Origin of the sequence: Devosia sp., assembly GCF_028290625.1 — a bacterium.
Classification (GTDB): Bacteria; Pseudomonadota; Alphaproteobacteria; order Rhizobiales; family Devosiaceae; genus Devosia.
Genome location: NZ_JAQGJM010000013.1, coordinates 1 through 24239 on the forward strand (window position 1 = coordinate 1; position 24239 = coordinate 24239).

At 63.4% G+C, this 24239-nt stretch carries 20 protein-coding genes; 5 read left to right on the forward strand and 15 right to left on the reverse strand.

The genetic code is table 11. The features are described from left to right. Positions 1-373, reverse strand: a 373-nt coding sequence (locus JWR51_RS07095) for a zinc-binding dehydrogenase (protein WP_299745602.1), incomplete at its 3' end; no start/stop codon positions are given. Between the two features lie 106 nt (positions 374-479). Between JWR51_RS07095 and JWR51_RS07100 the strand changes: the two genes are divergently transcribed. After that, positions 480-929 (forward strand): DUF488 domain-containing protein, encoded by a 450-nt coding sequence (locus tag JWR51_RS07100; protein ID WP_299745604.1) that lies wholly within the window; start codon positions 480-482, stop codon positions 927-929. Positions 930-968: 39 nt separating this feature from the next. Here the strand turns inward: JWR51_RS07100 and JWR51_RS07105 are convergent, their stop codons facing one another. From JWR51_RS07105 to JWR51_RS07125, 5 genes are all read right to left on the reverse strand, one after another. After that, complete coding sequence (locus JWR51_RS07105) at positions 969-2372, reverse strand: NAD(P)(+) transhydrogenase (Re/Si-specific) subunit beta (protein ID WP_299745799.1); 1404 nt, start codon at positions 2370-2372, stop codon at positions 969-971. Between the two features lie 8 nt (positions 2373-2380). Continuing rightward, the gene (locus tag JWR51_RS07110) at positions 2381-2683 is read right to left on the reverse strand and encodes a proton-translocating transhydrogenase family protein (protein ID WP_299722266.1); all 303 of its coding nucleotides are present in this window, start codon (positions 2681-2683) and stop codon (positions 2381-2383) included. Beyond that, positions 2684-4219 carry a Re/Si-specific NAD(P)(+) transhydrogenase subunit alpha gene (locus JWR51_RS07115; RefSeq protein WP_299745606.1) on the reverse strand — a complete coding sequence of 512 codons (1536 nt, stop codon included), beginning with the start codon at positions 4217-4219 and terminating at the stop codon, positions 2684-2686. 121 nt (positions 4220-4340) lie between these two features. Further along, complete coding sequence (locus JWR51_RS07120) at positions 4341-4580, reverse strand: aa3-type cytochrome c oxidase subunit IV (protein WP_299745608.1); 240 nt, start codon at positions 4578-4580, stop codon at positions 4341-4343. 46 nt (positions 4581-4626) lie between these two features. After that, the gene (locus tag JWR51_RS07125) at positions 4627-6435 is read right to left on the reverse strand and encodes a M3 family oligoendopeptidase (protein ID WP_299745610.1); all 1809 of its coding nucleotides are present in this window, start codon (positions 6433-6435) and stop codon (positions 4627-4629) included. A 193-nt stretch (positions 6436-6628) separates the two neighbouring features. Between JWR51_RS07125 and JWR51_RS07130 the strand changes: the two genes are divergently transcribed. After that, the gene (locus tag JWR51_RS07130; RefSeq protein ID WP_299745613.1) at positions 6629-8113 is read left to right on the forward strand and encodes a sigma-54 dependent transcriptional regulator; all 1485 of its coding nucleotides are present in this window, start codon (positions 6629-6631) and stop codon (positions 8111-8113) included. 65 nt (positions 8114-8178) lie between these two features. Then, positions 8179-10152, forward strand: a complete 1974-nt coding sequence (locus JWR51_RS07135; protein WP_299745616.1) for a PhoX family phosphatase — start codon at positions 8179-8181, stop codon at positions 10150-10152. A 56-nt stretch (positions 10153-10208) separates the two neighbouring features. Here JWR51_RS07135 and ppk2 read toward each other — a convergent pair whose 3' ends face one another. The 3 genes from ppk2 to JWR51_RS07150 all read right to left on the reverse strand — a co-directional run bounded on the left by ppk2 (position 10209) and on the right by JWR51_RS07150 (position 12465). After that, positions 10209-11120, reverse strand: coding sequence for a polyphosphate kinase 2 (gene ppk2 / locus JWR51_RS07140; RefSeq protein WP_299745620.1), 912 nt, complete (start codon positions 11118-11120; stop codon positions 10209-10211). A gap of 106 nt (positions 11121-11226) precedes the next feature. Then, positions 11227-12081, reverse strand: coding sequence for an SDR family oxidoreductase (locus JWR51_RS07145; protein WP_299745623.1), 855 nt, complete (start codon positions 12079-12081; stop codon positions 11227-11229). A gap of 24 nt (positions 12082-12105) precedes the next feature. Beyond that, the gene (locus JWR51_RS07150; RefSeq protein ID WP_299745625.1) at positions 12106-12465 is read right to left on the reverse strand and encodes a hypothetical protein; all 360 of its coding nucleotides are present in this window, start codon (positions 12463-12465) and stop codon (positions 12106-12108) included. 89 nt (positions 12466-12554) lie between these two features. On the opposite strand from JWR51_RS07150, the gene JWR51_RS07155 reads away from it, so the two are divergent. Then, positions 12555-13448 carry a LysR family transcriptional regulator gene (locus JWR51_RS07155; RefSeq protein WP_299745627.1) on the forward strand — a complete coding sequence of 298 codons (894 nt, stop codon included), beginning with the start codon at positions 12555-12557 and terminating at the stop codon, positions 13446-13448. A 3-nt stretch (positions 13449-13451) separates the two neighbouring features. Here the strand turns inward: JWR51_RS07155 and putA are convergent, their stop codons facing one another. The 6 genes from putA to JWR51_RS07185 all read right to left on the reverse strand — a co-directional run bounded on the left by putA (position 13452) and on the right by JWR51_RS07185 (position 22811). Beyond that, positions 13452-17096: a trifunctional transcriptional regulator/proline dehydrogenase/L-glutamate gamma-semialdehyde dehydrogenase gene (gene putA, locus JWR51_RS07160; protein ID WP_299745629.1), complete on the reverse strand. Its 3645-nt coding sequence runs from the start codon at positions 17094-17096 to the stop codon at positions 13452-13454. Positions 17097-17174: 78 nt separating this feature from the next. Continuing rightward, complete coding sequence (gene ugpC / locus JWR51_RS07165) at positions 17175-18242, reverse strand: sn-glycerol-3-phosphate ABC transporter ATP-binding protein UgpC (RefSeq protein ID WP_299745630.1); 1068 nt, start codon at positions 18240-18242, stop codon at positions 17175-17177. Beyond that, positions 18242-19750 carry an argininosuccinate lyase gene (gene argH / locus JWR51_RS07170; RefSeq protein ID WP_299745632.1) on the reverse strand — a complete coding sequence of 503 codons (1509 nt, stop codon included), beginning with the start codon at positions 19748-19750 and terminating at the stop codon, positions 18242-18244. Before argH ends, ugpC begins: the two co-directional genes overlap by 1 nt. Positions 19751-19754: 4 nt before the next feature. Next, positions 19755-20615: a carbohydrate ABC transporter permease gene (locus JWR51_RS07175; protein ID WP_299745635.1), complete on the reverse strand. Its 861-nt coding sequence runs from the start codon at positions 20613-20615 to the stop codon at positions 19755-19757. 1 nt (position 20616) lies between these two features. Further along, entirely contained in the window at positions 20617-21549 is a 933-nt protein-coding gene (locus JWR51_RS07180) for a sugar ABC transporter permease (protein ID WP_299745637.1), read from the reverse strand. Between the two features lie 8 nt (positions 21550-21557). After that, entirely contained in the window at positions 21558-22811 is a 1254-nt protein-coding gene (locus tag JWR51_RS07185; protein WP_299745639.1) for an extracellular solute-binding protein, read from the reverse strand. Positions 22812-23003: 192 nt separating this feature from the next. Here JWR51_RS07185 and JWR51_RS07190 point away from each other — a divergent pair, with 192 nt between their 5' ends. Next, the gene (locus tag JWR51_RS07190) at positions 23004-24236 is read left to right on the forward strand and encodes an ROK family transcriptional regulator (protein WP_299745651.1); all 1233 of its coding nucleotides are present in this window, start codon (positions 23004-23006) and stop codon (positions 24234-24236) included. Positions 24237-24239: the final 3 nt, after the last annotated feature.

Sequence of the window (24239 nt, forward strand, 5' to 3'; positions counted from 1 at the left end):
CGACATCCGCGCCTGCGCCGCCGGTGAGTTCTCGCACGCGGTCGCGGATGCTCTCCCGCCTGGTGTCGATTGCGTGGTCGGCGCCGTATTGCAGCGTCAGCGCGCATTTCTCTGCTCCGCCTGCGGCGGCGATCGCGCGGGCGCCGAGCTGCCTGCCGATCTCCAGGATTTCCCCCGACATCTCCATGCCGGGGGTGAAGGGCAAAGGCGGCTTCACCTGATGTCTTCCGGCGATCTGCAGCGTGTCCGCAAAATTGATGCCGACAGCGCGCAGGCGCACGCGCACCTGGCCTGCACCGAGCGGCTGGCGCGGTAGGTCGGCCAGGGTCAGGACCCCCTGCGGCCCCCATTCGCGGCAGATCATGGCTTTCATTATGCCGGCAGCGCGCTCATCTTGGTGGTTTCCTCACGGCCTTGCACGGTCCCAGCTCACAGGAGATTGCGTCAAGTGTGGGGGCGTCAATGTTAGAAGCAAGGCCATGCTCCCCGAACTCATGACCATCGGCTACGAAGGAACAACCAGCGCCGAAGTGCTCGCATTGCTGCGTCGGTCGCGCGTGCAGTTGCTGATCGATGTCCGTGCCGTCGCTTCCTCCCGCAAGCCGGGCTTTTCCAAAACACTGCTGGCGGCGGGGCTGCAAACCGAAGGGATTGGCTATCTTCACCTTCCGGGCCTAGGCACACCCAAAGAAGGCCGCCAGGCCGTCCGCGCCGGCCAGCCGCACAAAATGGAGGCAATCTACGCCGAACACATGAAATCCGACCGGGCCCAGGCGGAACTGGCCCACGCCATCCAATTGGCCCAAACCGACCGCTGCTGCCTGCTGTGCTTCGAACGCGACCACACCACCTGCCACCGGCGCATCGTCGCCGAGGCCATTCACTCCGCCACCGGCCAGCCCGTTACCCATCTGGCTGTGCCGGTCTGACAGGGCGAGCCTCAGGGCAGCCCGCTAGGCTTCTCTGGCTTAGCGCCCGAGCGCCTGGACGATTTCCTCGGTCATCTTCTTCGCGTCGCCGAACAGCATCATCGTGTTCGGCCGGAAGAACAGCTCGTTTTCCACCCCGGCATAGCCCGACGCCATCGAGCGCTTGACGAACAGCACGGTCCGCGCCTTGTCCACCTCCAGGATCGGCATGCCGTAGATCGGCGATTGCGGATCGGTCTTGGCGGCCGGGTTGGTCACGTCATTGGCGCCAATGACGAAGGCCACGTCGGACTGGGCGAATTCCGAATTGATATCTTCCAGCTCGAACACTTCGTCATAGGGCACATTGGCTTCGGCCAGCAGCACGTTCATGTGCCCGGGCATGCGGCCGGCCACCGGATGGATGGCGTATTTGACGGTGACGCCTTCCTTCTTGAGCAGGTCGGCCATTTCGCGCAGCGCGTGCTGTGCCTGGGCCACTGCCATGCCGTAACCCGGCACGATGATGACCTTGCTGGCATTCTTCATCAGGAAGGCGGCGTCGTCGGCCGCGCCCTGCTTGACCGGGCGGTTGTCTTCGCCCTTGTCGGCAGCGGCGCCGCTATCACCGCCAAAGCCACCCAGGATCACCGAGATGAAGCTGCGGTTCATGGCCTTGCACATGATGTAGGAGAGGATCGCGCCCGAGGAGCCCACCAGCGCGCCGGTGATGATCAGCGCGGTATTGCCCAGCGTGAAGCCAATGCCAGCCGCCGCCCAACCCGAATAGGAATTGAGCATGGAGACGACCACCGGCATATCGGCGCCGCCGATCGGGATGATCATCAGCCCGCCGAGAACCAGCGCCAGCACGGTGATCAGCCAGAAATAAACCGGGTTGCCTGTCGTGGTCAGCAGATAGACCAGCACGACCAGCGCCACGCCGAGCACGATATGGATGGCATGACGCGCCGGCAGGATGATCGGCTTGCCGCTCATATTGCCGTTGAGTTTGGCGAAGGCGATGATCGAGCCGGTGAAGGTAAAGGCGCCGATGGCCACGCCGATCGACATTTCCACCAGCGCCTGCGCATGGATCGCACCCACTTCGCCGATGCCGAAGGCTTCAGGCGCATAGAGCGCCGCCGCCGCCACAAACACCGCGGCGAGACCCACCAGGGAGTGGAACGCCGCCACCAGCTGGGGCATGTCGGTCATTTTGACGGTGCGCGCCATATAGGCGCCGATGCCGCCGCCGAGGGCGAGGCCGCCGATGATCAGCACCCAGCTGACCACGTCGACCGGGGCGGCCAGCGCCAACGTGGTCAGGATGGCGATACCCATGCCGATCATGCCGAAGCGGTTGCCCTGTTGCGCCGAGCGGGGATTGGACAGCCCACGCAGCGCCAGGATGAACAGCACGCCCGAGACCAGATAGAAAAGGGCGGCGATATCCGCGTTGATCATGGCGGTTAGCCCTTCTTCTTGTACATTGCCAGCATGCGCTGGGTGACGAGGAACCCGCCGAAGATATTGACGCTGGCGAACACCAGGGCGATGAAGCCGAACGCCTTGGAAACCCAGTTGCCGTCAGCCGCCAACTGCACACCGACGGCGAGCAATGCGCCCACCACGATCACCGACGAGATGGCGTTGGTCACGCTCATCAGCGGGGTATGCAGCGCCGGGGTGACCGACCAGACCACGAAATAGCCCACGAAAATCGCCAGCACGAAAATGGCGAGCCGGAAGGTGAAGGGATCGATGGCTTCCATTTACTTGGCATCCTTGGCGGGAGTTGCGGGCTTTTTCGGCGCGGCCGGCTTCTTGGCTGCGGGCTTTTTGACCACCGGCGCGGCGGTTGCCGCATCGGCTACGGCTGCGACCTTCTTGGCTGCAGGCTTGGCCTTCGGTGCCACGGGAGCAACAGCTTCGGCAGCGGCCGGTACGGACTGTTCCACACCCGGCGCAGCCTTCTTGGGCGTATCGGCCATGGCGGCGACCACTGCAGGCTTCGCTGCGGCCGACTTCTTGGCAGGGGCTTTCTTGGCCGGAACCGCGCTGGCTGCGCCAGTCTTGATCGGGGCAGCCTGCGGCTCGGCCTTGGTCGATGCGGCAGGCTTCTTCGGCGCTGCCTTGACGACTGCGGCCGGCTTGGCTTCAGCAACCGGGGCGACAACAGCAGCCGCAAACTGCGGATGCACCACCGCGCCATCGCGCGTCAGCACAGTCGCCTTGACCAGTTCGTCATCCCAGTTGATCGCCAGGACCTTGGTCTTGGTGTCGATCAGCGTGGTGACAAAGGCCAACAGGTTGCGCGCATAAAGCTGGCTTGCCGTGGTGGGGATGCGACCCTGCACGTTGGTATAGCCGATGATCTTGACGCTGTTGTGCTCGACGATTGTGCCCGGCACGGTCAGCTCGACATTGCCACCGCGCTCCGCTGCCAGATCGACGATGATCGAGCCCGGCGCCATGGATTCCACCATCGCCTTGGTGATCAGGCGCGGCGCAGGGCGCCCCGGGATCAGCGCGGTGGTGATGACGATATCCTGCTTGGCGATGTGGCTGGCGGTCAATTCCGCCTGCTTGGCCTGGTATTCGGCGCTCATCTGCTTGGCATAGCCGCCAGCGGTTTCGGCCTGCTTGAATTCTTCGTCCTCGACGGCGACGAACTTGCCTCCGAGCGACTCGACTTGTTCCTTGGCCGCCGGACGCACGTCGGTGGCGGAAACCACCGCGCCCAGCCGTTTGGCCGTAGCGATCGCCTGTAGTCCGGCAACGCCGGCGCCCATCACGAACACCTTGGCGGGGCGAACCGTGCCAGCCGCCGTCATCATCATCGGGAAAGCGCGGTCGAATTCCGCCGCCGCGTCGATGACGCCCTGATAGCCGGCCAGATTGGCCTGCGAGGACAGGATATCCATCACCTGGGCGCGGGTGATGCGCGGCATGAATTCCATGGAAACGGCGGTGACGCCGGCCTTGGCCAAAGCGGCCAGCTCGACATCATTGCCATAGGGATCAAGCGCACCGATCAGCAGCGCACCCTTGGCGACACCCGCCAGGCTCGCCGCCGTCGGACGGCGCACCGTCAGGACGATCTCGGCATCCTTGAGCGCCGCCGCAGCGGTAGAGGCAACGCTAGCGCCGGCGGCCGCATAGTCGGCGTCGGGAATGCGGGCCCCAAGCCCGGCCCCCGCTTCGATCGAGACGCTGGCGCCCAGAGCGATCAGCTTGCCCACGGTTTCCGGAGTGGCCGCAACGCGGTTTTCTCCCTCGACGCGCTCGCGGACGATTGCGATTTTCATGCCGTTTCTCCTCCGGCAGCCGGCGCGTCCGAACGGACGCACGGCATGCGGTCAAACTTCATCAATGGGCTGATGCGCCACTCAGGCAGTCAGGCTTGCCGCGCCGAAACGCGGCCAGGACCTATTTCCGCGACAGCATGGCCAGCACGGCCGGCACCACGACCGACGCCAGGATCAGCACCACACCCAGCACCGGCTGTGCGCCGATAATGGCAAAATACAGCCCGACCACCAGGATAGCCAAGCTCAGGACACCATACTTCACCAGTGACACGAACCCGTCATAGGTCCGCTGGTGTTCGGCGTAGTCCATCGCGCTTTCGTTGATCATTGCGGGCAGTGGTTCGTGCTTGCTAGCCATTTCATCCTCGGAAATAAAGCGGGCCTAAAGTCTATTCGCCCAAAGTTCAATTCGGGCTGGTTGCTTCCAGTTCGTCGATCAGGCCTTCGATCATCGAAAGCCCCAAAGACCAGAATTGCGGGTCTTTCGCATCCAGGCCGAACGGCGCCAGCAGTTCGGAATGATGCTTGGAGCCACCGGCCTTCAACAACTCGAAATACCGTTCAGCAAAGCCGTCTTCGGACTTCTCATACTGCGCGTAGAGCGAGTTCACAAGGCAGTCGCCGAACGCATAGGCATAGACGTAGAACGGCGAGTGGATGAAGTGTGGAATATAGCTCCAGAAGATGTCGTAGCCTTCGTTGAGCACGATGCCGTCGCCCAGCGATTCTGCCTGTACTTCCAGCCAGATGGCGTTGATCTCCTCGGTCCGCAGCTCGCCCTGCCGTCGCGCCGTGTGCACCTTGCGCTCGAAGGTATAGAAGGCGATCTGCCGCACCACGGTGTTGAGCATGTCCTCGACCTTGGAGGACAATAGAGCAAACCGTTGCTTGGTATCCGTGGTCTTGGCCAGTAGCGAGCGGAAAGTCAGCATTTCGCCAAACACCGACGCTGTCTCGGCCAGCGTCAGCGGCGTATTGCTCAGCAGCGGCCCCTGCGCGGCGGCTAGCCGCTGATGCACACCATGGCCCAGTTCGTGGGCCAGCGTCATGATATCGCGCGAGCGGCCCATATAGTTGAGCATCAGATAGGGATGCGCGCTTGGCACTGTCGGATGCGCGAAGGCACCGCTGAGCTTGCCCTCGGCGGTCGGCGCATCGATCCAGCCGCTATCGAAGAAGGGTGCCGCCACTTCCGCCAGCTTGGGCGAAAACTTGCCATAGGCTTCCATCACCGTGGTCTTGGCGGTTTCCCAATCCCAGGTGCGCTCGTCGCTGGTCGGCAGCGGCGCATTGCGATCCCAGGCGTTGAGGGCGTCCTTGCCGAACCACTTTGCCTTCATCTTGTAGTAGCGGTGGCTGAGGCGTGGGTAGGCATCGCGCACCGCGCTTTGCAACGCGTCGACCACTTCGCGCTCCACCGAATTGGCCATGTGGCGGCTATCGGCGACGTCCTCATAGCCGCGCCAGCGGTCGGAGATTTCCTTGTCCTTGGCCAGCACATTGGTGATGTGGGTAAACAAACGTGCATTTTCGGTCAGCGTTTTGCTAACCGCCTTGTAGGCACCTTCGCGCTTCTTCTCGTCGCGTTCGGACAACAGGTGCAGCGTCGCTTCCAGCGTCAGCGTTTCGCCATCCACGTCCAGCCGCAAGCTCGCCAGCGTCTCGTCATAAAGCCGGTTCCAAGCCGAATAGGCGGTCACCGACTTGTCGTGGAACAGCTCTTCCAGCTTGTCCTCGAGCTGATACGGCTTGGCCTTCCGCAATTCGGCAAACCAGGTGCGATAGCGCGACAACTCAGCGCTTTGCGCGAAGGCCGCCTCCAGCACCTCGTCCTCGATCCGGTTCAGTTCCAGATCGAAAAACAGCACCCGCGTGGAGAGATTGGTCAGCGCCTCATTGGTATCACCCATGAATTTGGCGCGGTCGGGATCGGTAGTGTTCTGCGCATATTGCAGGAACGAGAAAGAGCCGATCTTGCCGGTCAGGTCGCCCAAAGCCTCGGTCCGCTTGATCGCCTCGATCAGCTTGCCGGCCTTGGTGAGCTCGGTGAGCTTACCCTTGTAGTCCGCCTCGAACGCCGCCGCATCGGCCTTGGCCTGCTCCAGGTCGCGCGTGAATTCCGGCCCATCCTTGCTTGGATAGAGGTCCGACAAATCCCATACCGGCAGGGCCCCGAACTGATTGTGCCCCTTCTGCGCGGCTTGATCGGTCATGGCTCATGTCTCCGGCTGGTCAAAAATGTGCGCGGACCATAGCCAGCGGGCGCGGCGATGTGAAGGGTTTTGCAAGCCCGCAAGAACTGCCTATCAGGCAAAATCCTGATGATTAATCCCCTCTTAAGTCCATGCCGTCACAATCCTCCCAAAACGGCACACCGCGATTCGAGCGGTAAACGACCGAGGTCCAATGACGCGCGTTCTGATAGTTGACGATGATCCGGTGCAGTTGCGCCTCACCGCCGAAGTCGCCAACCGCGCCGGCTTCAAGCCGCTCCTCGCCACCGGCGGCGAGCAGGCGCTGACCATTTTGCGCGACGATCGCAATATCGGCGCCATGATCCTCGATCTGGTCATGCCCGACCTCGACGGCATGGGCGTGATGGAAGTCATGGCGCGCGAGGGCCTCAATACCCCCGTCATCATCCAGACCGCCAATGCGTCGCTGGAAACCGTGGTGACCGCCATGCGCCAGGGCGCGGTGGATTATTTCGTCAAGCCTGTGGCACCCGAACGCCTGATCATTTCGCTGCGCAATGCCATGAAGCTGGATGCGCTCGAAGCCGCTGTCCGCTCCGAACGCTCGCGCCGCTCCGGCACCTTCACCGCCGCCGACATGATCGCCAAGGCCCCCACCATGGCTCGCGTGCTGTCGCTCTGCGCCAAGGCCGCCAAGTCGACCATTCCCGTGCTGATCGAAGGCGAAACCGGCGTCGGCAAGGAGCTGATCGCCCGCATTATCCAGGGCACTGGCGACCGCGCTGGCAAGCCGTTCATCACCGTCAATTGCGGCGCCATCCCGCCTAATCTGGTCGAATCCATTCTGTTCGGCCACAAGAAGGGCAGCTTTACCGGCGCCACCAGTGACCAGGCCGGCAAGTTCGCCGAAGCCCATAATGGCACGCTGTTCCTCGACGAGGTCGGCGAGCTGCCGCTCGAAACGCAGGTCAAGCTGCTGCGCGCGCTGCAAGAGGGCGAGATCGAGCCGGTCGGCGCCAGCAAGCCCGAGCGTGTCAATGTCCGCGTCATCTCCGCCACCAATCGGCGGCTGCTGAACCTGGCCAAGTCCGGCGAGTTCCGCGAAGACCTGTATTACCGCCTCAACGTCTTCCCGATCTACGTGCCGCCCTTGCGCGAGCGCCTTGAGGATGTGCCGGCGCTGGTCGCCCATTTCATCGCCCGCTTCGCCGCCGAAGCCGGCAAACGGGTCATCGGCATCTCGCCGGTCGCACTTGATCTATTGGCCAGCTACGCTTGGCCCGGCAATATCCGCCAGCTCGAAAACGCCGTCTATCGCGCCATCGTGCTGACCGACGGCGCCTTCCTCGAAAGCGTCGACTTCCCGCAGATCGTCGCCCAGATCAACGGCCGCGAACTGGCCGCCAGCGCCATCGAAACTGCGCCTACGCAGCAAAGCCCGATCCATATCGACGATGCGTTGGGACGCCAGCGCTACGCCCCCGAAGCGCCGGCGGCCATCGACCGCTTCATCGCGCCCACCGGCGAGGTCACGGCGCTTGCTGAAATCGAGCGCGCCGCCATCGTCTTCGCCATCGAGCACTATGGTGGGCGTATGTCGCAGGTCGCCCGAGCCCTCAAGATCGGCCGCTCGACGCTATACCGCAAACTGCACGAATACGGTCTGGCCGAAACCCTGCTCAGCGACGCCGCCTGAGGCTGTCACGTAACCTTCGTCTCGCCATGAAAAAGCTCCGGGCCTCAGCAAGCCCAGGAGCGTCCATGACCGACCGTCAGAAAACCCGCGAGCGCCCGACCGCGCGCCGCGCCTTTGCCCAGAGCTATGGCTCACTACTCAATGAAGGCTTCAACCGCCGCGCCCTACTCAAGGGTTTCTTGGCCACGACGGCCGTCGCCACCATGGGCGGTGCCTTCGGTGTTGGCCGCGCTGCCGCCGCCACCAATGCCTCGACACTGACCTTCACCGAGCTCGACCGCGTTCGCGACGCGGCCGACCATTGGCCCGAGGGTTATGACCGTCAGGTGCTGCTGCGCTGGGGCGATGCGATTTTTCCCGACAGTCCGGAATTCGACCTGGCGACCCTGAACGGCGCCGCTGCCGAACGCCAGTTCGGCTACAATAACGACTTCACCGTGTTCCTGCCGCTGCCGATCGGCTCCAAGACCAACGATCACGGCCTGCTGCTGGTCAGCCACGAGTATGCCAGCCCGTTCCTCATGTTCCCGGGCCTGACCGCTGACGACTACAAGGAGAAGATGACCGACGACCAGATCCGCGCGGTCATGGCCTCGACCGGCGTCTCCGTCGTCGAAGTCAAGCGCAACGGCGCGCAGTGGGAAGTGGTCAAGGACGGCCAGTATAACCGCCGCATCCACATGGGCACCGGAATGGTCATGTCCGGCCCCGCCGCCGGCGACGACCGCCTCAAGACCAATGCCGACCCCACTGGCACGGTGGTGTTCGGCACCATTTCCAACTGCAATGGCGGCCTGACCCCCTGGGGCACCATGCTGTCGGGCGAAGAAGGCGCCATGGACGTCTTCGCCGGCGACTACACCACGCTCGCCAACCAGGAACTGGTCGAACGCCAGGGCTGGGACGAAGACGAGAACGACATCTATGCCGTCTCGCGCGTCGAACCCCGCTTCAAGTTCGAGAACGAACCCAATGAATGGATGAAGTTCGACTGGGTGGTCGAGATCGATCCGATGGACCCCACCGCCAAGCCGATCAAGCGCACCGCCTTGGGCCGCATGACCCATGAAGGCGCCCAGGTCAGCGTCGCTCCCGATGGGCGCGTCGTGGTGTTCATGGGCGACGACGACGATTTCGAATATCTCTATCGCTTCGTCACCCGCGACAAGTTCAACCCGGATGACCGCGCCGCCAACAAGGACCTGCTCGATAACGGCACGCTGTCGGTCGCCCAGTTCGCCAGCGACGGCACCATGAAGTGGATCCCGCTGGTGGCCGGTGAGGGCCTGCTCACCGCCGAAGCCGGCTTTGCCACCCAGGCGGACGTCGTGCTCAACACCCGCGCGGCGGCCGACCTCGTCGGCGCCACCCCGATGGATGCGCCCGAAGGCTTTATCCCGCACACCGGCACCGGCAAGCTCTACGTCGCCATGACCGAGAACGAGGACCGCCTTCCTGCCGGTGAAGATGACCGCGAAAGCGTCAACGTCGCCAATCCGCGCGGTCCGAACCCCCATGGCCACCTGCTCGAACTCGTGCCGCCCGGCGCTCCCGATGCGCCAGACCACGCCGCCGACGCCTTTACCTGGGACGTTTTCGTCCTGTGCGGCGACCCCGCAAAGCCCGAAGACGAAAGCCTCTACCACGCCGACACCACTGCCAATGGCTGGTTCACCGATCCCGACAATATCGGTGTCGATCCCGCCGGCCGCATCTGGGTGACCACCGATGGCCCGCCGCCGGACGGGATGGCTGATGCCGTCTACGCCATGGATACCGAAGGCGAAGGCCGCGCTCTGCCTCGCCTGTTCTACATCCCGCCGACCGGCTCGGAAGCCTGCTCGCCAACCTTTACGCCCGACGCGACGAGCCTGTTCCTCTCGGTGCAGCATCCAGGCGAACTGCGCATCGATGACATGGAAGATGCTTCCTCCATGGCCGATGCCGGCACCAACTGGCCCGACTTCGTCGCCACCATGCCAGCGCGTCCGTCACTGGTCGTCCTGACCAAGCGCGATGGTGGTGTCGTCGGTAGCTAAAACAAAAAGGGCACCGGTGATCGCTCACCGGTGCCCCTCGTCTCGACTATTCGATCTCAATAAATCTCGGGCACGTACAATTCCGGCGGCACGGGCGCGCGAACATAGTCGTCGTGGCGCACGCGGCCGGGCAGTTCGACCTCAGCCTTGGGCACATCCTCATACGGAATCTGCGCCAGCAGATGCGCGATGCAGTTCAGGCGCGCCTTCTTCTTGTCCACGGCCTGCACCACCCACCATGGCGCCTCGGGCGTATGGGTGCGCGCCAGCATTTCTTCCTTGGCCTTGGTGTATTCCTCCCAATGGACGCGGCTTTCCATGTCCATGGGCGACAGTTTCCACTGCTTGAGCGGATCGTGGATGCGCATCTTGAAGCGGAATTCCTGCTCTTCATCGGTGATGGAGAACCAGTATTTGATCAGGATGATGCCCGATCGGACCAGCATGCGCTCGAACTCGGGCACGGTGCGGAAGAACTCTTCCAGTTCCTCGGCCGTGCAGAACCCCATCACCCGCTCGACCCCGGCCCGATTGTACCAGGAGCGATCGAACAGCACCATTTCGCCCGCCGTCGGCAGATGCGGCACGTAGCGCTGGAAATACCACTGGTTCTTCTCGCGCTCGGTCGGCGCCGGCAGGGCCACGGTGCGGCAGACGCGCGGATTGAGCCGCTGCGTCACCCGCTTGATGGCGCCGCCCTTGCCCGCCGAGTCGCGGCCTTCGAACAGCACCACGACCTTGAGCTTCTTGTGCTGCACCCAATCCTGCAGCCGCACCAGTTCGTGCTGCAGCTGGAACAGTTCGCGGAAATACACCTTGCGATCGACCGTTTCGGGGCCTGGCTCGGTCATCCCGTCGGCGACCAGCTCGTCGAGCCGATCGTCCTCCAACTGCATTTCGAGCTCTTCATCGAAGCTGTCGGCTATTTCCGCACGGATGCGGTCGAGATAGGCCTGCTCAGTGGACATGGTCGAATTCCCTTTATGTACGGGCACTCAAATCCGAGCTTTATGAAACTGATGTGACAGTGCCGGCGTCCGCCCGGATTATCGAGTGGACGCCTTGGCAGAGCTATTAGAACCGCTTCGCGTAGTCCCCGATAAACACATCGAAACTGCGAGCCGGCGCCCCGGTCACCGTGGCGATGTCGGTGCTGGCATCCGCCGCCTCACCCCGCTGGTAATGGGCATAATCCTCCAGCACGCCATCGGCCTGCCAGTGTGGGAAACCGAACCCGACCAACGCCTCTCGCATCTGCCCCGGCGCGATATCGACAAAGCTGACCTCCCGGCCCAGCGCTGCACCGATCTTGACGGCGATCTCGGCATGGCTCAGCGCCTCGGGACCGGTCAGCACATAGGTCTTGTCGTCATGACCGGGCTCGGTGAGCGCCGCCACAGCGACCGCTGCTAAGTCGCGGATATCCACAAGGCTGACCCGGCCATCGCCGATCGGCGCAAAGAACTGGCCGCTCTGCGTGATGGGATCGCGGAACGACAAGAACTCCTGCATGAACAGGTTCGCCCGCAGGAAGGTGTAGGCCATGCCGCTGTCCCTGATCGCCTGCTCCACCGCCGCGTGATAGCGCAGGAACCGCACCGGCGAGGCGGCGTTGGCATGGATTTGCGAGAATTTGACGATATGCCGGACGCCGGCCTTTTTGGCGGCGGCCACGAAGGTCAGTTGCTGGCCTTCGGCACGCTCCGATGAATTGGTCAGCAGAAACGCCGTGTCGATGCCGGCCAGCGCCACCTCCAGCGAGGCGGCATCGTCGAAGTCGCCGGTGACGGGGGTCACGCCGGGCAATCCCGCGAGTTTTTCCGCCCCCTTTGCCGATCGCACCATGGCCCGGCTGGCAATGTCCTTGGCTGACAGCAGCTTGATGATTTCCGAGCCAACATTGCCGGTTGCGCCTGTGATCAGGATCATTTCGAGTCTCCTATGGATTGGGGTTCAGGCCTTGCGAGCGGTATGGATTTTGACCAGCAGCACCACGGCGCTGGCGACGATGAGGCCGCCGAAAACGGGGTGCATATCCTTGGACAGGCTCGGCGCCCCATCCGGATTGAGCCGCCACAGCGCCAGCGGCACCAGGTATAGGCCAGCCATCAGCGCGGCCCACCAACGTAGCGGGCGGGCGCGGTCATCCCTAAATGCAGCGATGGTGACCAGCGCGACCGGTACGATCGCCAGCATGGCGAACTGGCCCAGCACCATGACCGGCACGGCCCAGACGGAATAGAGCACATAGCCCGGCATGGCCTTGCGGGGCTTGGCGTGGGGGATATCGATATTGATTTTGGCGGTGGTCATGATGGGCTCCTGTGTTTGCCCATCCAATATGGCCGTCACCGAACCCATCTAAAATTGACAATCTTTTTCACCCTGCTAGTACAAAATGTATGAGCAAGGTTCATTCGGCGGATTGGGAACGGCAGCGCGCTTTTTTGGCGGTCATGCGCGAGGGCAGCCTGTCGGGCGCCGCGCGGGTGCTCAATGTCGCCCAGCCAACGGTGCGGCGGCGCATCGAGGACCTCGAACTCGATCATGGCGTGGCGCTGTTCACCCGCGCGCCAAGCGGGCTGATCCCCACCGCCATCGCCCACGAATTGGCGGCACATGCGCAGGCGATGTCGAATGCCGCGGACTCATTCGTGCGCGCGGCCTCCGCCGAGGCTGGCTCCGCCTCGGGGACGGTGCGGATCACCGCCAGTGAAGTCATCGGCGTCGAAGTGCTGCCGCCCCTGCTGGCGGAACTGCGCGGCACGCATCCGGGGCTGGTGATCGAACTGGGCCTCAGCAATCGCAGCGAGGACCTGCTGGGGCGCGAAGCCGATATCGCGGTGCGCAACTTTCGGCCGGTGCAGGATGCGCTCGTCGCCAAGCGCATCGGCGCCATCGACCTGGGGCTACACGCCCATCGCAGCTTTCTCGATCGCCACGGTACTCCGACGCGGCTCCAAGACTTGGCAAACTTCGCCCTGATCGGCTTTGAACACGCCACCATCGGTGTGCGCGCCCTGCAAGCCATGGGGCTGACCCTAGAGCGCGAGGATTTTGCCTTTCGCACCGACAGCGATCTTGGGCAACTCGCGGCCATCCGCGCCAGCATCGGCATCGGCATCTGTCAGATCGGTATCGCCAAGCGCGACCCCGACCTGATCCATCTGCTGCCCGGCCAATTTGCCTTCCCGTTGGAGACCTGGGTGGTGACGCATGAGGACCTGCGCCACGTCCAGCGCGTCAGGCTGGTTTACGATGCGCTGGTAGAGGGCCTGACCGCATACGCCGCATGACCGTCAGGCGATCGCCATCAGGCTGGCATTGCCCCCGGCCGCTGCGGTGTTGGTGCTGATCGCGGTCTCGGTCACCAACAGATCAAGGCTGTATCCGCCCTGCCCCAGTGGCGCGCTCTGGACCGTGATGATCGGTCCCGGCCAATCCGTAACCCGCCGCGACACGGCACGAACCGCCGCGGCATCGCCTTCGACCAGCACCGCCGCAACGCCACCATCTCCCGCCGATTTCCGCGCCACCCGCCCACCTACAATCGGCGGCAATTGGTCGACGAGCGCCCACAATGCCGGTGACGCCTCGATCGTCGCCGAATTTCCCGTCGCCAGGATCGCGGCCAGTTGCAGCAACAGGCCATCCTCGCTGGCGGCGATGGCCAGCACCGTTCCCCGCGGCGCCGTGCCATAGACGTTGCGCTCGCCGACCGGGCCGGCCAGTTCAACCGACGCGTTGATCGCGGGATGCGTTCCATAGCCCAACGCCTGTTGCGCCAGTCCAACGCGTCCATTTGCGGCTAGCCAGTCGGTCAGCGCGGACAGCGCCAGATCGATCAGCGCGTTTGGCGCCAACCCCGCAATGCCGCCGGCTTCGCCGCGTACCAGCCGCCGCAGATAAAGCGGACCACCCGCCTTCGGGCCGGTACCCGACAGCCCATGCCCGCCAAACGGCTGCACCCCGACCACGGCGCCGATCTGGTTGCGATTGACGTAGATATTGCCGGCGGAAATCCGGCTGGTCACCCGCTCGATGGTCGTATCGATGCGCGTATGCAGCCCAAAAGTCAGCCCATAGCCAAGGGCGTTAATCCGGTCCACCAGCGCGTCGATGTCTTCGCGCCGATAGCGCACCACATGCAGTACCGGCCCAAACACCTCGCGCGTCAGTTCGGACAATTCCTGCAATTCAATCAGTGTCGGCGCCACGAACGTGCCCAGCGCCGTGGCCGGATCGAGCGGCGCTTCGACAATGGTTCGGCCCTTGGCGCGCAGTGCCGCAACATGATCGGCGATGATCTTTTGCGCCTCGGCCGTGATGACCGGCCCGATATCGGTCGCCAACCGGTCTGGATTGCCGGTCCGCAATTCCGCCATCGCGCCCTTGAGCATGGCCAGCGTCTTGTCGGCAATATCCTCCTGCAGGCACAGCACGCGCAGCGCCGAACACCGCTGTCCTGCGCTATCGAACGCCGAGGCCAGCACATCGCCAACCACCTGCTCGGTCAGCGCCGAGGAATCCACGATCAGCGCATTCTGCCCGCCGGTTTCGGCGACGAATGGCACCGGTCTTCCATCGGACAGCGTCCGCTCGGCCAATTGCCTGGCGATCAGCCGCGCCACATCGGTCGAGCCGGTGAACATCACCCCACACGTACCGGGATCACCCACCAGCGCCGCACCCATGCGGCCATCGCCAGGTAAAAACTGCAACACATCGCGCGGCACGCCGGCCTGATGCAGTAGCTCAATGGCCTGGGCCGCGATCAACGGCGTTTCCTCGGCCGGCTTGGCGATCACCGGATTGCCGGCCACCAGTGCGGCGGCCACTTGCCCGGTGAAAATCGCCAGCGGGAAATTCCACGGACTGATGCATACCACCGGCCCCAGCGGCACATGCCCGACATCTAGGCTCTCCGCCTGATCGGCGTGATAACGCAGGAAATCCACTGCCTCGCGCACTTCGGAAATCGCATTGGCCGCCGATTTCCCCGCCTCGCGAATGATCAGCCCCATCAGCCTTTCGATTCGCGCCTCCATGGCGTCAGCGGCACGACGCAGGTAAGCAGCGCGCTCGGATGGCGCCGTAGCCGCCCAGGCCGGTGCGGCGGTCTTCGCCACGTTCAGAGCCCGCGCAGCATTGTCCGGCGAGGGCTCAACGACAGTGCCAACCACATCCCGATGATCCGCCGGATTGAGAATTTGCCGCCCCGCTCCCGGCATTGGCTCCGCTTGCCATTGTACATCCACGCTCTCCCCGAGCGCTATCGCCAGACGCTGCAACTGCGGCTCGTTCGACAAATCCAGCCCGCGCGAATTTGCCCGCGTCCCGGCCAAAATATCGCGTGGCAGATCGATCGCCGGATGCGGCGCGCCAACCGGCACGATCGCCCCGGCGACCGCCGCCGGATCGTCCGCCAGCGCCGTCACCGGCACCTCCGGATCGGCAATCCGATTGACGAAGGACGAATTGGCGCCGTTCTCCAGCAGCCGCCGTACCAGATAGGCCAGCAGCGTTTCGTGACTGCCCACCGGTGCGTAGATCCGGCACGGCCGATCCAGCTTGCCCTTGCCGACGACCTCTTCATAGAGCGGCTCACCCATCCCGTGCAGGCACTGGAATTCGTACTGGCCGGGCGTGTAGGCGCCGGCCAGTTGGTAAATCGTGGCCATGGTTTGCGCGTTGTGCGTGGCGAATTGCGGATAGACCGCATCGGTCGCCGCCAGCAGTTTTTGCGCGCACGCGATGTAAGCGACGTCGGTATAAACCTTGCGCGTATAGACAGGAAATCCATCCAATCCATCAAGCTGGGCGCGCTTGATCTCGCTGTCCCAATAGGCGCCCTTGACCAGCCGCACCATGATGCGATGGCCGCTGCGCCGCGCCAGGTCGATCAGGAAATCCAGCACGCTGGGGCAACGCTTGGAATAAGCCTGCACCACGAAACCGATGCCCTGCCAACCTGCGAGCTGGGGCACAGCGCAAAGTGCTTCCAGGATATCGAGCGAAATATCCAGCCGGTCGGCCTCCTCGGCGTCGATATTGAGCCCGATGTCATAGGACTTCGCCAGCAGCGCCAGCTCAATCACCCGGGGCAGCAATTCGCCGATCACGCGGCTGTATTGTGAGCGCCCATAGCGCGGATGCAGCGCCGACAGCTTGATCGAAATCCCCGGCCCTTCATAAACGCCGCGGCCGGCCGCAGCCTTGCCGATGGCATGGATGGCCGTACGATAATCCTGCAGGTAGCGCTCAGCGTCCCGCGCCGTCGTCGCGGCTTCCCCCAACATGTCATAGGAATAGCGGAAGCCCTTGGCCTCCAGCGGACGCCCGTTTTTCAGCGCTTCGCCGATGGTCTGGCCGGACACGAACTGCTCGCCCATCAGCTTCATCGCCAGGTTCACGCCGGCCCGGATCACCGGTTCGCCCGAGCGCGCCACGAGGCGGCTGAGCGCATTCCCGAGGCCCGTTTCATCCACCGGCGACACCAGCTTGCCGGTCACCACAAGCCCCCAGGTCGCCGCATTGACGAACAACGAACGGCTGCCGCCGAGATGAGATTGCCAATCGCCCGGCGCGATCTTGTCGGCAATCAGCGCATCGCGAGTGCCATTATCGGGCGTGCGCAGCAGGGCCTCAGCCAGGCACATCAGCGCCACGCCTTCCTGGCTCGACAGCGCATATTCCTGCACCAGGCTATCCACCCCGCCACGCCGCTTCTGCGCCCGCATGGCGGTGACGGTTTTGATGGTCAATGCGCGGACAGCGGCGGCCGTCGCCGGCGGCAAAGTCGCTGCTGCAATCAGGGGCGGTACACAGTCCGGCTCGGGCAGGCGATGGGCCACGTTGATACGCGCCCGCAACGGATTATCTCCCGTCCGCCGTCCCAGAAAATCGGCAAACGGTCGCGGCTTCAGGGCATCACTGACGGGCATTCAAAAGTCTCCACAACGCAGCACGAGTCTATGCTGCCGCGCGGCGGACATCCATTGCGATAAACGCAGAAATGCTATTCAGAGCCGGCCGAGGCTGCGCTCATCGGCTGCGCTGAACAGATAGAGCGAGCCCGGCAAGGCCGAGGCGATGACGGTCGTATTCACCTTCGGCACCACTTTGCCTGGTGCGGTGGCGATCACTTCGGTTCCGGCAATATCCAGATGCACCAAGGTCTCGGAGCCGAGCGGCTCAACTGCAGTGACAAGCCCTGACACGGAGAGACCGGTTCCGGCCTCACCGACGACCAGATCATGCGGCCGCACGCCGATCAGCACGTTGCCGGACGCAATGGTCGCGGCATCGATGCCGGCAATCGCGACGCCTGGCGCCGTCAACGCAGCGCCCGCGATCTTGCCGGGCAGCAGGTTCATCGACGGGCTGCCGATGAACCGCGCGGTGAACACATCCACCGGGCTTTCGTAGAGCTCGGTTGGCGTGCCCACCTGCAAAATCCGTCCGTCGCGCATCACCACGATCTTGTCGGCCATGGTCATGGCCTCGATCTGGTCGTGGGTGACGTAGACGATGGTGGTGCCCAGCCGCTGATGCAGCCGCTTGATCTCGATGCGCATCTGCGAGCGCAACTGCGCGTCGAGATTGCTCAGCGGCTCATCAAACAGAAAGGCCACCGGGTCTCGTACCATGGCCCGGCCAATAGCGACGCGCTGGCGCTGGCCACCCGAAAGCTCTGAGGGCCGACGCGCCAGCAGGTCTTCCATGCCCAGCGTCTTTGCCGTTGCCAGGATACGCTGGTCCTTGTCAGCCTTGCTCAGCTTGGCGGTATAGAGCCCGAAGCCGATATTCTGGGCTACGCTTAGGTGCGGATAGATGGCGTAGTTCTGGAACACCATGGCGATGTTGCGCTGCTTGGGCTCGCGCTCGTTGACCACCTCGCCGCCAATCTTGAGCGTGCCGCCGGAAATGTCCTCCAGACCCGCGATCATGCGCAGGGTGGTCGACTTGCCACAACCGGATGGGCCGACCAGCACCACGAATTCGCCATCGGCAATATCCAGGTCGATGCCATGCACCGCCGTGGTCTTGCCATAGGTTTTGACCAGCCCTTGCAGTTCGATATTCGCCATCAGGCCGCTCCTACCAGGGCAGAGAATTTGTTGTTGAGTTCGCTGACTGCTGCCGCTTCGACATCGGCATGTCGTTGGATTTGCATAGCAAACTCGGCGGACTTTTCGCGATAGCCGGCAATTGCCGCGGCCAGCGGCTCTGGCGCCGGACCACCAAATCGGCTGCGCACAGCCACGAAATGCTCGGGCGAAACCAGCTCGGCGAACAGCGCCGCGTCGATGGCCGTCTTGCGGCCGGTGGCCTTTTCGAACGCGGCGAGGAACGGTGCAAAGCCATCGACCGGCAGGTTGCCATCCATCGCGACCACGGCCTTCGCCACGGCTGCAGCGATCTCGTGGCCCTCGCGGAATGACAGGTTTTCGCGCCGCACCAGGCTATCGGCCAACTCGGTAATGGTGATGCAGGAGCGGCGGATATTGTTAGCAACACGCGCTGGATCGATACGGATTTGCGCCACTAATGCTGCAAATAAGTCCAGCACCCGATAGGCACTGTCGAAGGCCTGATAGCCCATGGCCTGGGTCTCGCCCTCGCTGTCGTTCATGTCGGTGAAGGGCGTATTGTGCATCACGTCGAGCATGGCGCGGGCGCGGCCAAAAGTCTGGCTGGCGAGATGGCGCAAATGCTCGATCGGCACCGGATTACGCTTCTGCGGCATGATCGAGGAAATCTGAACCAGCGCGTTCGGCACATAGACCTGGCCGACCTCGAAACTGGTCCAGAACTGCAGGTCCTGGATCGGCCGCCCGAGATGCAGGAACATCAACTCGATGGCCCCATAGGAGCCGGTGATGTAATCCACCGCCGCGATGCAGCTATAGGAGTTCTGGAGCGGCGCGGCGAAGCCGAGCAGGTGCGCCACCCGCGCCCGGTCGATCGGAAAGCCTGATGTGGTGATCGCCGCCGCACCCATCGGGGAAAGATCGACGGTCTCGCGTGCCTCGAACAGCCGCACGATATCGCGGCCCAGCACTTCGATGACGGCAGCAAGGTAATGCCCAAAAGTGGTCGGCTGTGCGGGTTGGCCGTGTGTGTACGCCACGATCAGCGTAGCCTTCTCCCGCTCGGCCGCCGCCACCAGCGCGTCGTAAAGCGCCAAGGCCTTTTCTACCAGAGTATCGATGCGGCTCTTCAGCCCCAGCTTGAACAGTGTATGATCAATGTCATTGCGTGACCGGGCGGTATGCAGACGCCCCGCCAGATCCGGTCCGAGCCGAGCCTTCAGTTCCTTCTCGATCAGAAAGAAAAAATCCTCGACCTCGCCGGTATAGACCAGCTTGGCAGGATCGACTTCGGCATCGATAGCCTCCAGCGCCCGGGCAATCTTGCCCGCCGAGGCGGCATCCAGAATCCCGGTTTCGACGAGCATGACCAGATGCGCCCGGTCGATGGCGCGAAAGCCCTCGACATGATGGGTCTTGGCGCCGTCGAACAGCGGCCGCAGCACGGTCTCCTTGTAAACCGGATCGGGGAAGACGCTGGTATCGCTCAAACGCGGATCGGTCATTGCTCTAGCCCTTTAACCCGGCCAGCATCACGCCGCGCACGATAAACCGTTGCAGGACCAGAAACACCACCAGCGTCGGAATCGTCGCCAGCGCCGCGCCGGTCATGATCATTTCCCAGCGCGTATCCTGCGCGTCCGAGAAACTCGATAGCCCGACCGGCAGCGTATAAAGCTCGCGACTGGTGGTGACGATCAGCGGCCAGAAGAATGCCGTCCAATTGCCGAGGAAGGTGAAGATCGCCAGCGCCGACAGAGCCGGCGCCACTAGCGGCATCGCCACTTTCCACCAGATCTGGAATTCGTTGAGCCCGTCGATCCGCGCGGCTTCGAGGAAATCGTCCGGCACGGTTTCGAAGAACTGCTTCATCAGGAACGTGCCGAAGGCCGTCATCATGCCGGGGAACATGATGCCCCAATAGCTGTCGAGCCAATGCAGTTGGCTGCTCATCAGGTACCAGGGGATCACCAGCATTTCCGTCGGGATCATAAGGGTCGACAAGATGGCGAGGAAGATGAAATAGCGGCCGCGGAACTCGAACTTGGCCAGCGTGTAGCCGACCAGGCTATCGAAGAACACGTTGGACAGCGTCACCGTCGTGGCGATGAAAGTGGAATTGCCGAACCAGCGCAGGAAATTACCGTCCGACAGCACCTTGATGTAGTTATCGAAGCTCGGCGCGGCCGGGATCAGGCGCAGGTCATAGACCTGGCTGGCGGTCTTCAGCGACGTCGAAAACATGTAGAGGATGGGCATGACCATCAGTAGCCCGCCCAGGAGCAGCAGCGTCCAGATCAGGATTTGACCCGGCCTGATGCGACCGAATTTCAGGGGCTGGCGGATGGCGTCGGTGGCAATCGTCGTCATCTCAGCGGTTCCTCAACACAAACAGCTGCAGCAGCGACACGATCAGCAGGATGGTGAACAGCACCACCGTTTGCGCCGCCGCATACCCCATGTCGAAGGACGAAAACGCCGTCTGGTAGATCATCAGCACGATCGGCTTGGTCGAGCCCAGGGGCCCGCCCGGATCGTTGCTGGTCATGTTGTAGACAGAATCGAAAATGCGCAGGAAACCGATGGATGAAAACACCACGAGAAACACCGTCGTTGGTTTCAGCAGCGGCAGCGTGATCTTGCGCAGGATCGCGCCCTCACCCAGCCCGTCGATGCGCGCGGCCTCATAGTAGGTCGACGGAATGGCGCGCAGACCGGCGAGAAAGATGATGACCTGAAAACCCAAGCCCGCCCAGATCGCCGTCACCATGATGGCCGGCAGACCCTGCGTGGTCGATTTGAGGAAGGGCTGCTGCGGAATGCCGAACTGCGACAGCAATCCGTTGATCAGCCCGACCGGCACCGGCTGATAGATCCAGCGCCAGACCCAGGCCAAAGCCGCCGCCGTGGTCAGGAAAGGCAGGAAATACAGCGCCCGGATGAAGCCGTGCATGAACCGCACGCGGTCCAGATAATAGGCCACGAGGAATGCGACCAGGAGGCTGATCGGCGTACCGACGATGAGATAGGTGAAGGTATTGCGGAACACCTTCCAGAACTGCGGATCGTGCACCAGCTTGTCGTAATTCTCGAGACCCACGAACTGCGCGGGCTTGAGAATGTCCCAATCGGTGAACGAAATCCAGAACGCCTGGAAGGTCGGATAGAACCGGATCCAACCGTAAAAGATGATGGGCAGGGCGAGAAACGCCCAGGCCCAGATGACGCGCTTGGTGCGGATCGAGAACCGGTCCCAGACACGGCCCCTCGGGGCCGTGCCATCGGTGATTGCGCCTTGCGCCACGGTGCCGCTTACTTCGCCGCGGCGTCGATGATGGCCTGCTCGGCCGTCGCGGCCTCGGCCACGGAATCGGCCGGCGACTGGCCTTCGAGCAACACGCGGTTGGCCATGTCGATGGCCACCTGGCGCTGCCCGGCTTCATCGACAAACTGGGTCGTGTGCGCATAGTCCAGCGCCTTGAGGAACGGCGCCAGGATCGGATCGGCCAGGTTCGCGTCGGTCATCGCCGCCGACTTGCGGGCCGGCAGTTCGCCCACCACGTCAAGCCAGATCTGCATGGCCTCGGGCGACGACACATAGGCCAGGAACTTCTCGGCGGCGGCGAGTTCTTCGCCCTGCGCCGAAGCGCCGATGCCATTGGCAAAATAGCTGGCATAGTTGGAACGCGTGCCATCGGCACTGGCCGGCAATTCGGTCACGCCCCATTCGAACTGGTCGATGGTCTTGAACGAGCCGAGCCGGAATGTGCCGTCGATGGTCATCGCCGCCATGCCACCGCGGAACGCCGCCTGGCCTTCATCCATGAAGCCGGCCTGACCGACCTTCTGCACATTCTGCAAATCGGTATAGAATTGCAGTGCCTCGGCGCCGCCCTTCTGGCCGTAGGTTACGGTGCGATAGTCGTCGCTATAGGGCACGCCGCCGAACTGGCGGGTCAGCACTTCGCGCCACCACTGGTGGTCCTGCCCGGCCATGTCCATGGTGATGCCTTCGGAAATCAGATTGCCGGCATCGTCATGCTTGGCGGTTGCCACGGCGGCGGCAACCAGTTCGTCCAGCGTCTGCGGCGGCTTGGAGGGGTCGAGCCCGGCTTCCTCGAACAGCTTTTTGTTATAGAACAGCGCCAGCGAGCGCACGGCGGTCGGCAGGCCGTAATAATCGTCGCCGCGCTTCATGGCGGTTACGATGGGGAAGAAGTCCGCTTCGATTGCATCATGCGGGAATGCCGTTGGCGACAGCGGCTGCAACACGCCGCCGCTCTGGAACTTGTCGAGCCAGCCATAGAACAGCTGCAGCACATCCGGCCCCTGCCCGGCGGCTTTCGCCGCGATCACGCGGGTCTGGTAATCGTCATAGGGGAAGGTGGTCTGCTTGACGGTGATGTCGGGATTGGCTTTTTCGAAATTGGCGATCAACTGATCCATCGCCGTCACGCGGGTCTCGTAGGCGTATTGCCAGTATTCGATTTCCACCGCCTGGGCCGCGCCCAGCGTCAGCAGACTGATCCCCGCGGCAAGGCCGGCGAGCATGAACCGATTGCGCATCATAACCTCCTTAAGGCCCGCCACCCCGGCGTTCCCAGCCAAGGTCCAAGCGGACAAAATCCCCTGTTTTCGAGCGCGGGCAAAGCCCCATCTCAAGCCTTACAGGTCAGCCGACGCGGTCAAACTTGTCAATACAATAATCTACTTGAGTTATTCGAAGCCGGGAAATAGCCTTCCGCCATGGACCGGGATTTGAGCAAACGCGAAAAATCGGGAACGCGCGGGAGCCTGGCCATCGGCAGCAATCCCGAGCGCAACCGGCTGCACAACCGCCGCGTCGTGCTCGATCTGGTGCGCAGCCAGGGCCATCTCGGCCGCACCGAAATCGCCCGCCGCGCCCACCTGACGCCCCAGGCAGTCACCAATATCGTCGACGAACTGGTGACGGAAAACCTGTTGATCGAACTGGGCCGCCTGCGCTCGGGCCGCGGCCAGCCGCCGATCCAGTTTGCGGTCAATCCCGATGGCCCGATGACCGCAGGCATCGAAATCGCCGCCGATCACATCGTCATCGTCCTGCTCGACCTGTCCGGCCGCCTGCGCGCCCAAATGGTACGTCCGGTCGCCAATACCAGCCCCACCTATATCCTCGCCGATCTGCGGCTGGCGGTGGATGAATTGCGCCTATCGGTGCCCGGCATTGCCGTCAACCTGCTGGGCGTCGGAGTGGTTATGCCCGGCCCCTTCGAAATCGAGGGCATGAGTTCGGTCGGTCCCGCCACTCTGTCGGGCTGGACCGGGCTCGATACCAAGGCGCTCGCCGCCGAGGCTATCGGCGAGCCGGTCGAGATCGAGAACGACGCCACGGCGGCCGCCGTCGGCGAACGGCTGTATGGCGCCGGCCAGGCCTTTTCCAGCTTTGGCTATGTGTATTTCGGCGTCGGCCTGGGCCTCGGCATCATCCAGGAAGGCCGCCCACTGCGCGGCTCCTATGGCAATGCCGGCGAAATCGGCCACTTCGTTGTCACCCCGCGCAACCGGCCGGCGCTTTATGGCCCCGAGGGCAACCTGGAGCGCTTCGTCTCGCTCTATGCCCTGCGCGAAAAACTCGCTGCCGCCGGCATCACCGCGGCTGACGTCGATGACCTGCAAGGCCTGCACGACGCCGGCAATCCGGTGCTGCTCGCATGGATCGCCGAAGCCGCCGATTATCTCGCGCCCACGGTCGCGGCACTGGAAAACCTGCTCGATCCCCAGACCATCATTTTCGGCGGCGCCCTGCCTGATTCTGTAATCGACGCGCTCATCGCGGCGCTCGATCCCATGCCGGTTTCCGTCGCAACCCGCCGCGCCCGGACCGCGCCGCGCGTCATCCGCGGCCAAACCGGGCAGTTGACCGCAGCGCTCGGGGCTGCTGCATTGCCCATGCTCGAAACCGTGACGCCACGGCTGCATCTGGCACCCGGCCTTTCCGCCGCGTCTTGAGGA

What these genes read in the sequence shown, in the direction of transcription:
- JWR51_RS07125 (WP_299745610.1), bottom strand. Translation starts at nt 6,435, where the DNA reads ATGACCGATCAAGCCGCGCAGAAGGGGCACAATCAGTTCGGGGCCCTG.
- JWR51_RS07130 (WP_299745613.1), top strand. Translation starts at nt 6,629, where the DNA reads ATGACGCGCGTTCTGATAGTTGACGATGATCCGGTGCAGTTGCGCCTC.
- ppk2 (WP_299745620.1), bottom strand. Translation starts at nt 11,120, where the DNA reads ATGTCCACTGAGCAGGCCTATCTCGACCGCATCCGTGCGGAAATAGCC.
- JWR51_RS07115 (WP_299745606.1), bottom strand. Translation starts at nt 4,219, where the DNA reads ATGAAAATCGCAATCGTCCGCGAGCGCGTCGAGGGAGAAAACCGCGTT.
- putA (WP_299745629.1), bottom strand. Translation starts at nt 17,096, where the DNA reads ATGCCCGTCAGTGATGCCCTGAAGCCGCGACCGTTTGCCGATTTTCTG.
- JWR51_RS07155 (WP_299745627.1), top strand. Translation starts at nt 12,555, where the DNA reads ATGAGCAAGGTTCATTCGGCGGATTGGGAACGGCAGCGCGCTTTTTTG.
- JWR51_RS07120 (WP_299745608.1), bottom strand. Translation starts at nt 4,580, where the DNA reads ATGGCTAGCAAGCACGAACCACTGCCCGCAATGATCAACGAAAGCGCG.
- JWR51_RS07110 (WP_299722266.1), bottom strand. Translation starts at nt 2,683, where the DNA reads ATGGAAGCCATCGATCCCTTCACCTTCCGGCTCGCCATTTTCGTGCTG.
- JWR51_RS07185 (WP_299745639.1), bottom strand. Translation starts at nt 22,811, where the DNA reads ATGCGCAATCGGTTCATGCTCGCCGGCCTTGCCGCGGGGATCAGTCTG.
- JWR51_RS07100 (WP_299745604.1), top strand. Translation starts at nt 480, where the DNA reads ATGCTCCCCGAACTCATGACCATCGGCTACGAAGGAACAACCAGCGCC.
- JWR51_RS07175 (WP_299745635.1), bottom strand. Translation starts at nt 20,615, where the DNA reads ATGACGACGATTGCCACCGACGCCATCCGCCAGCCCCTGAAATTCGGT.
- ugpC (WP_299745630.1), bottom strand. Translation starts at nt 18,242, where the DNA reads ATGGCGAATATCGAACTGCAAGGGCTGGTCAAAACCTATGGCAAGACC.
- JWR51_RS07135 (WP_299745616.1), top strand. Translation starts at nt 8,179, where the DNA reads ATGACCGACCGTCAGAAAACCCGCGAGCGCCCGACCGCGCGCCGCGCC.
- argH (WP_299745632.1), bottom strand. Translation starts at nt 19,750, where the DNA reads ATGACCGATCCGCGTTTGAGCGATACCAGCGTCTTCCCCGATCCGGTT.
- JWR51_RS07145 (WP_299745623.1), bottom strand. Translation starts at nt 12,081, where the DNA reads ATGATCCTGATCACAGGCGCAACCGGCAATGTTGGCTCGGAAATCATC.
- JWR51_RS07150 (WP_299745625.1), bottom strand. Translation starts at nt 12,465, where the DNA reads ATGACCACCGCCAAAATCAATATCGATATCCCCCACGCCAAGCCCCGC.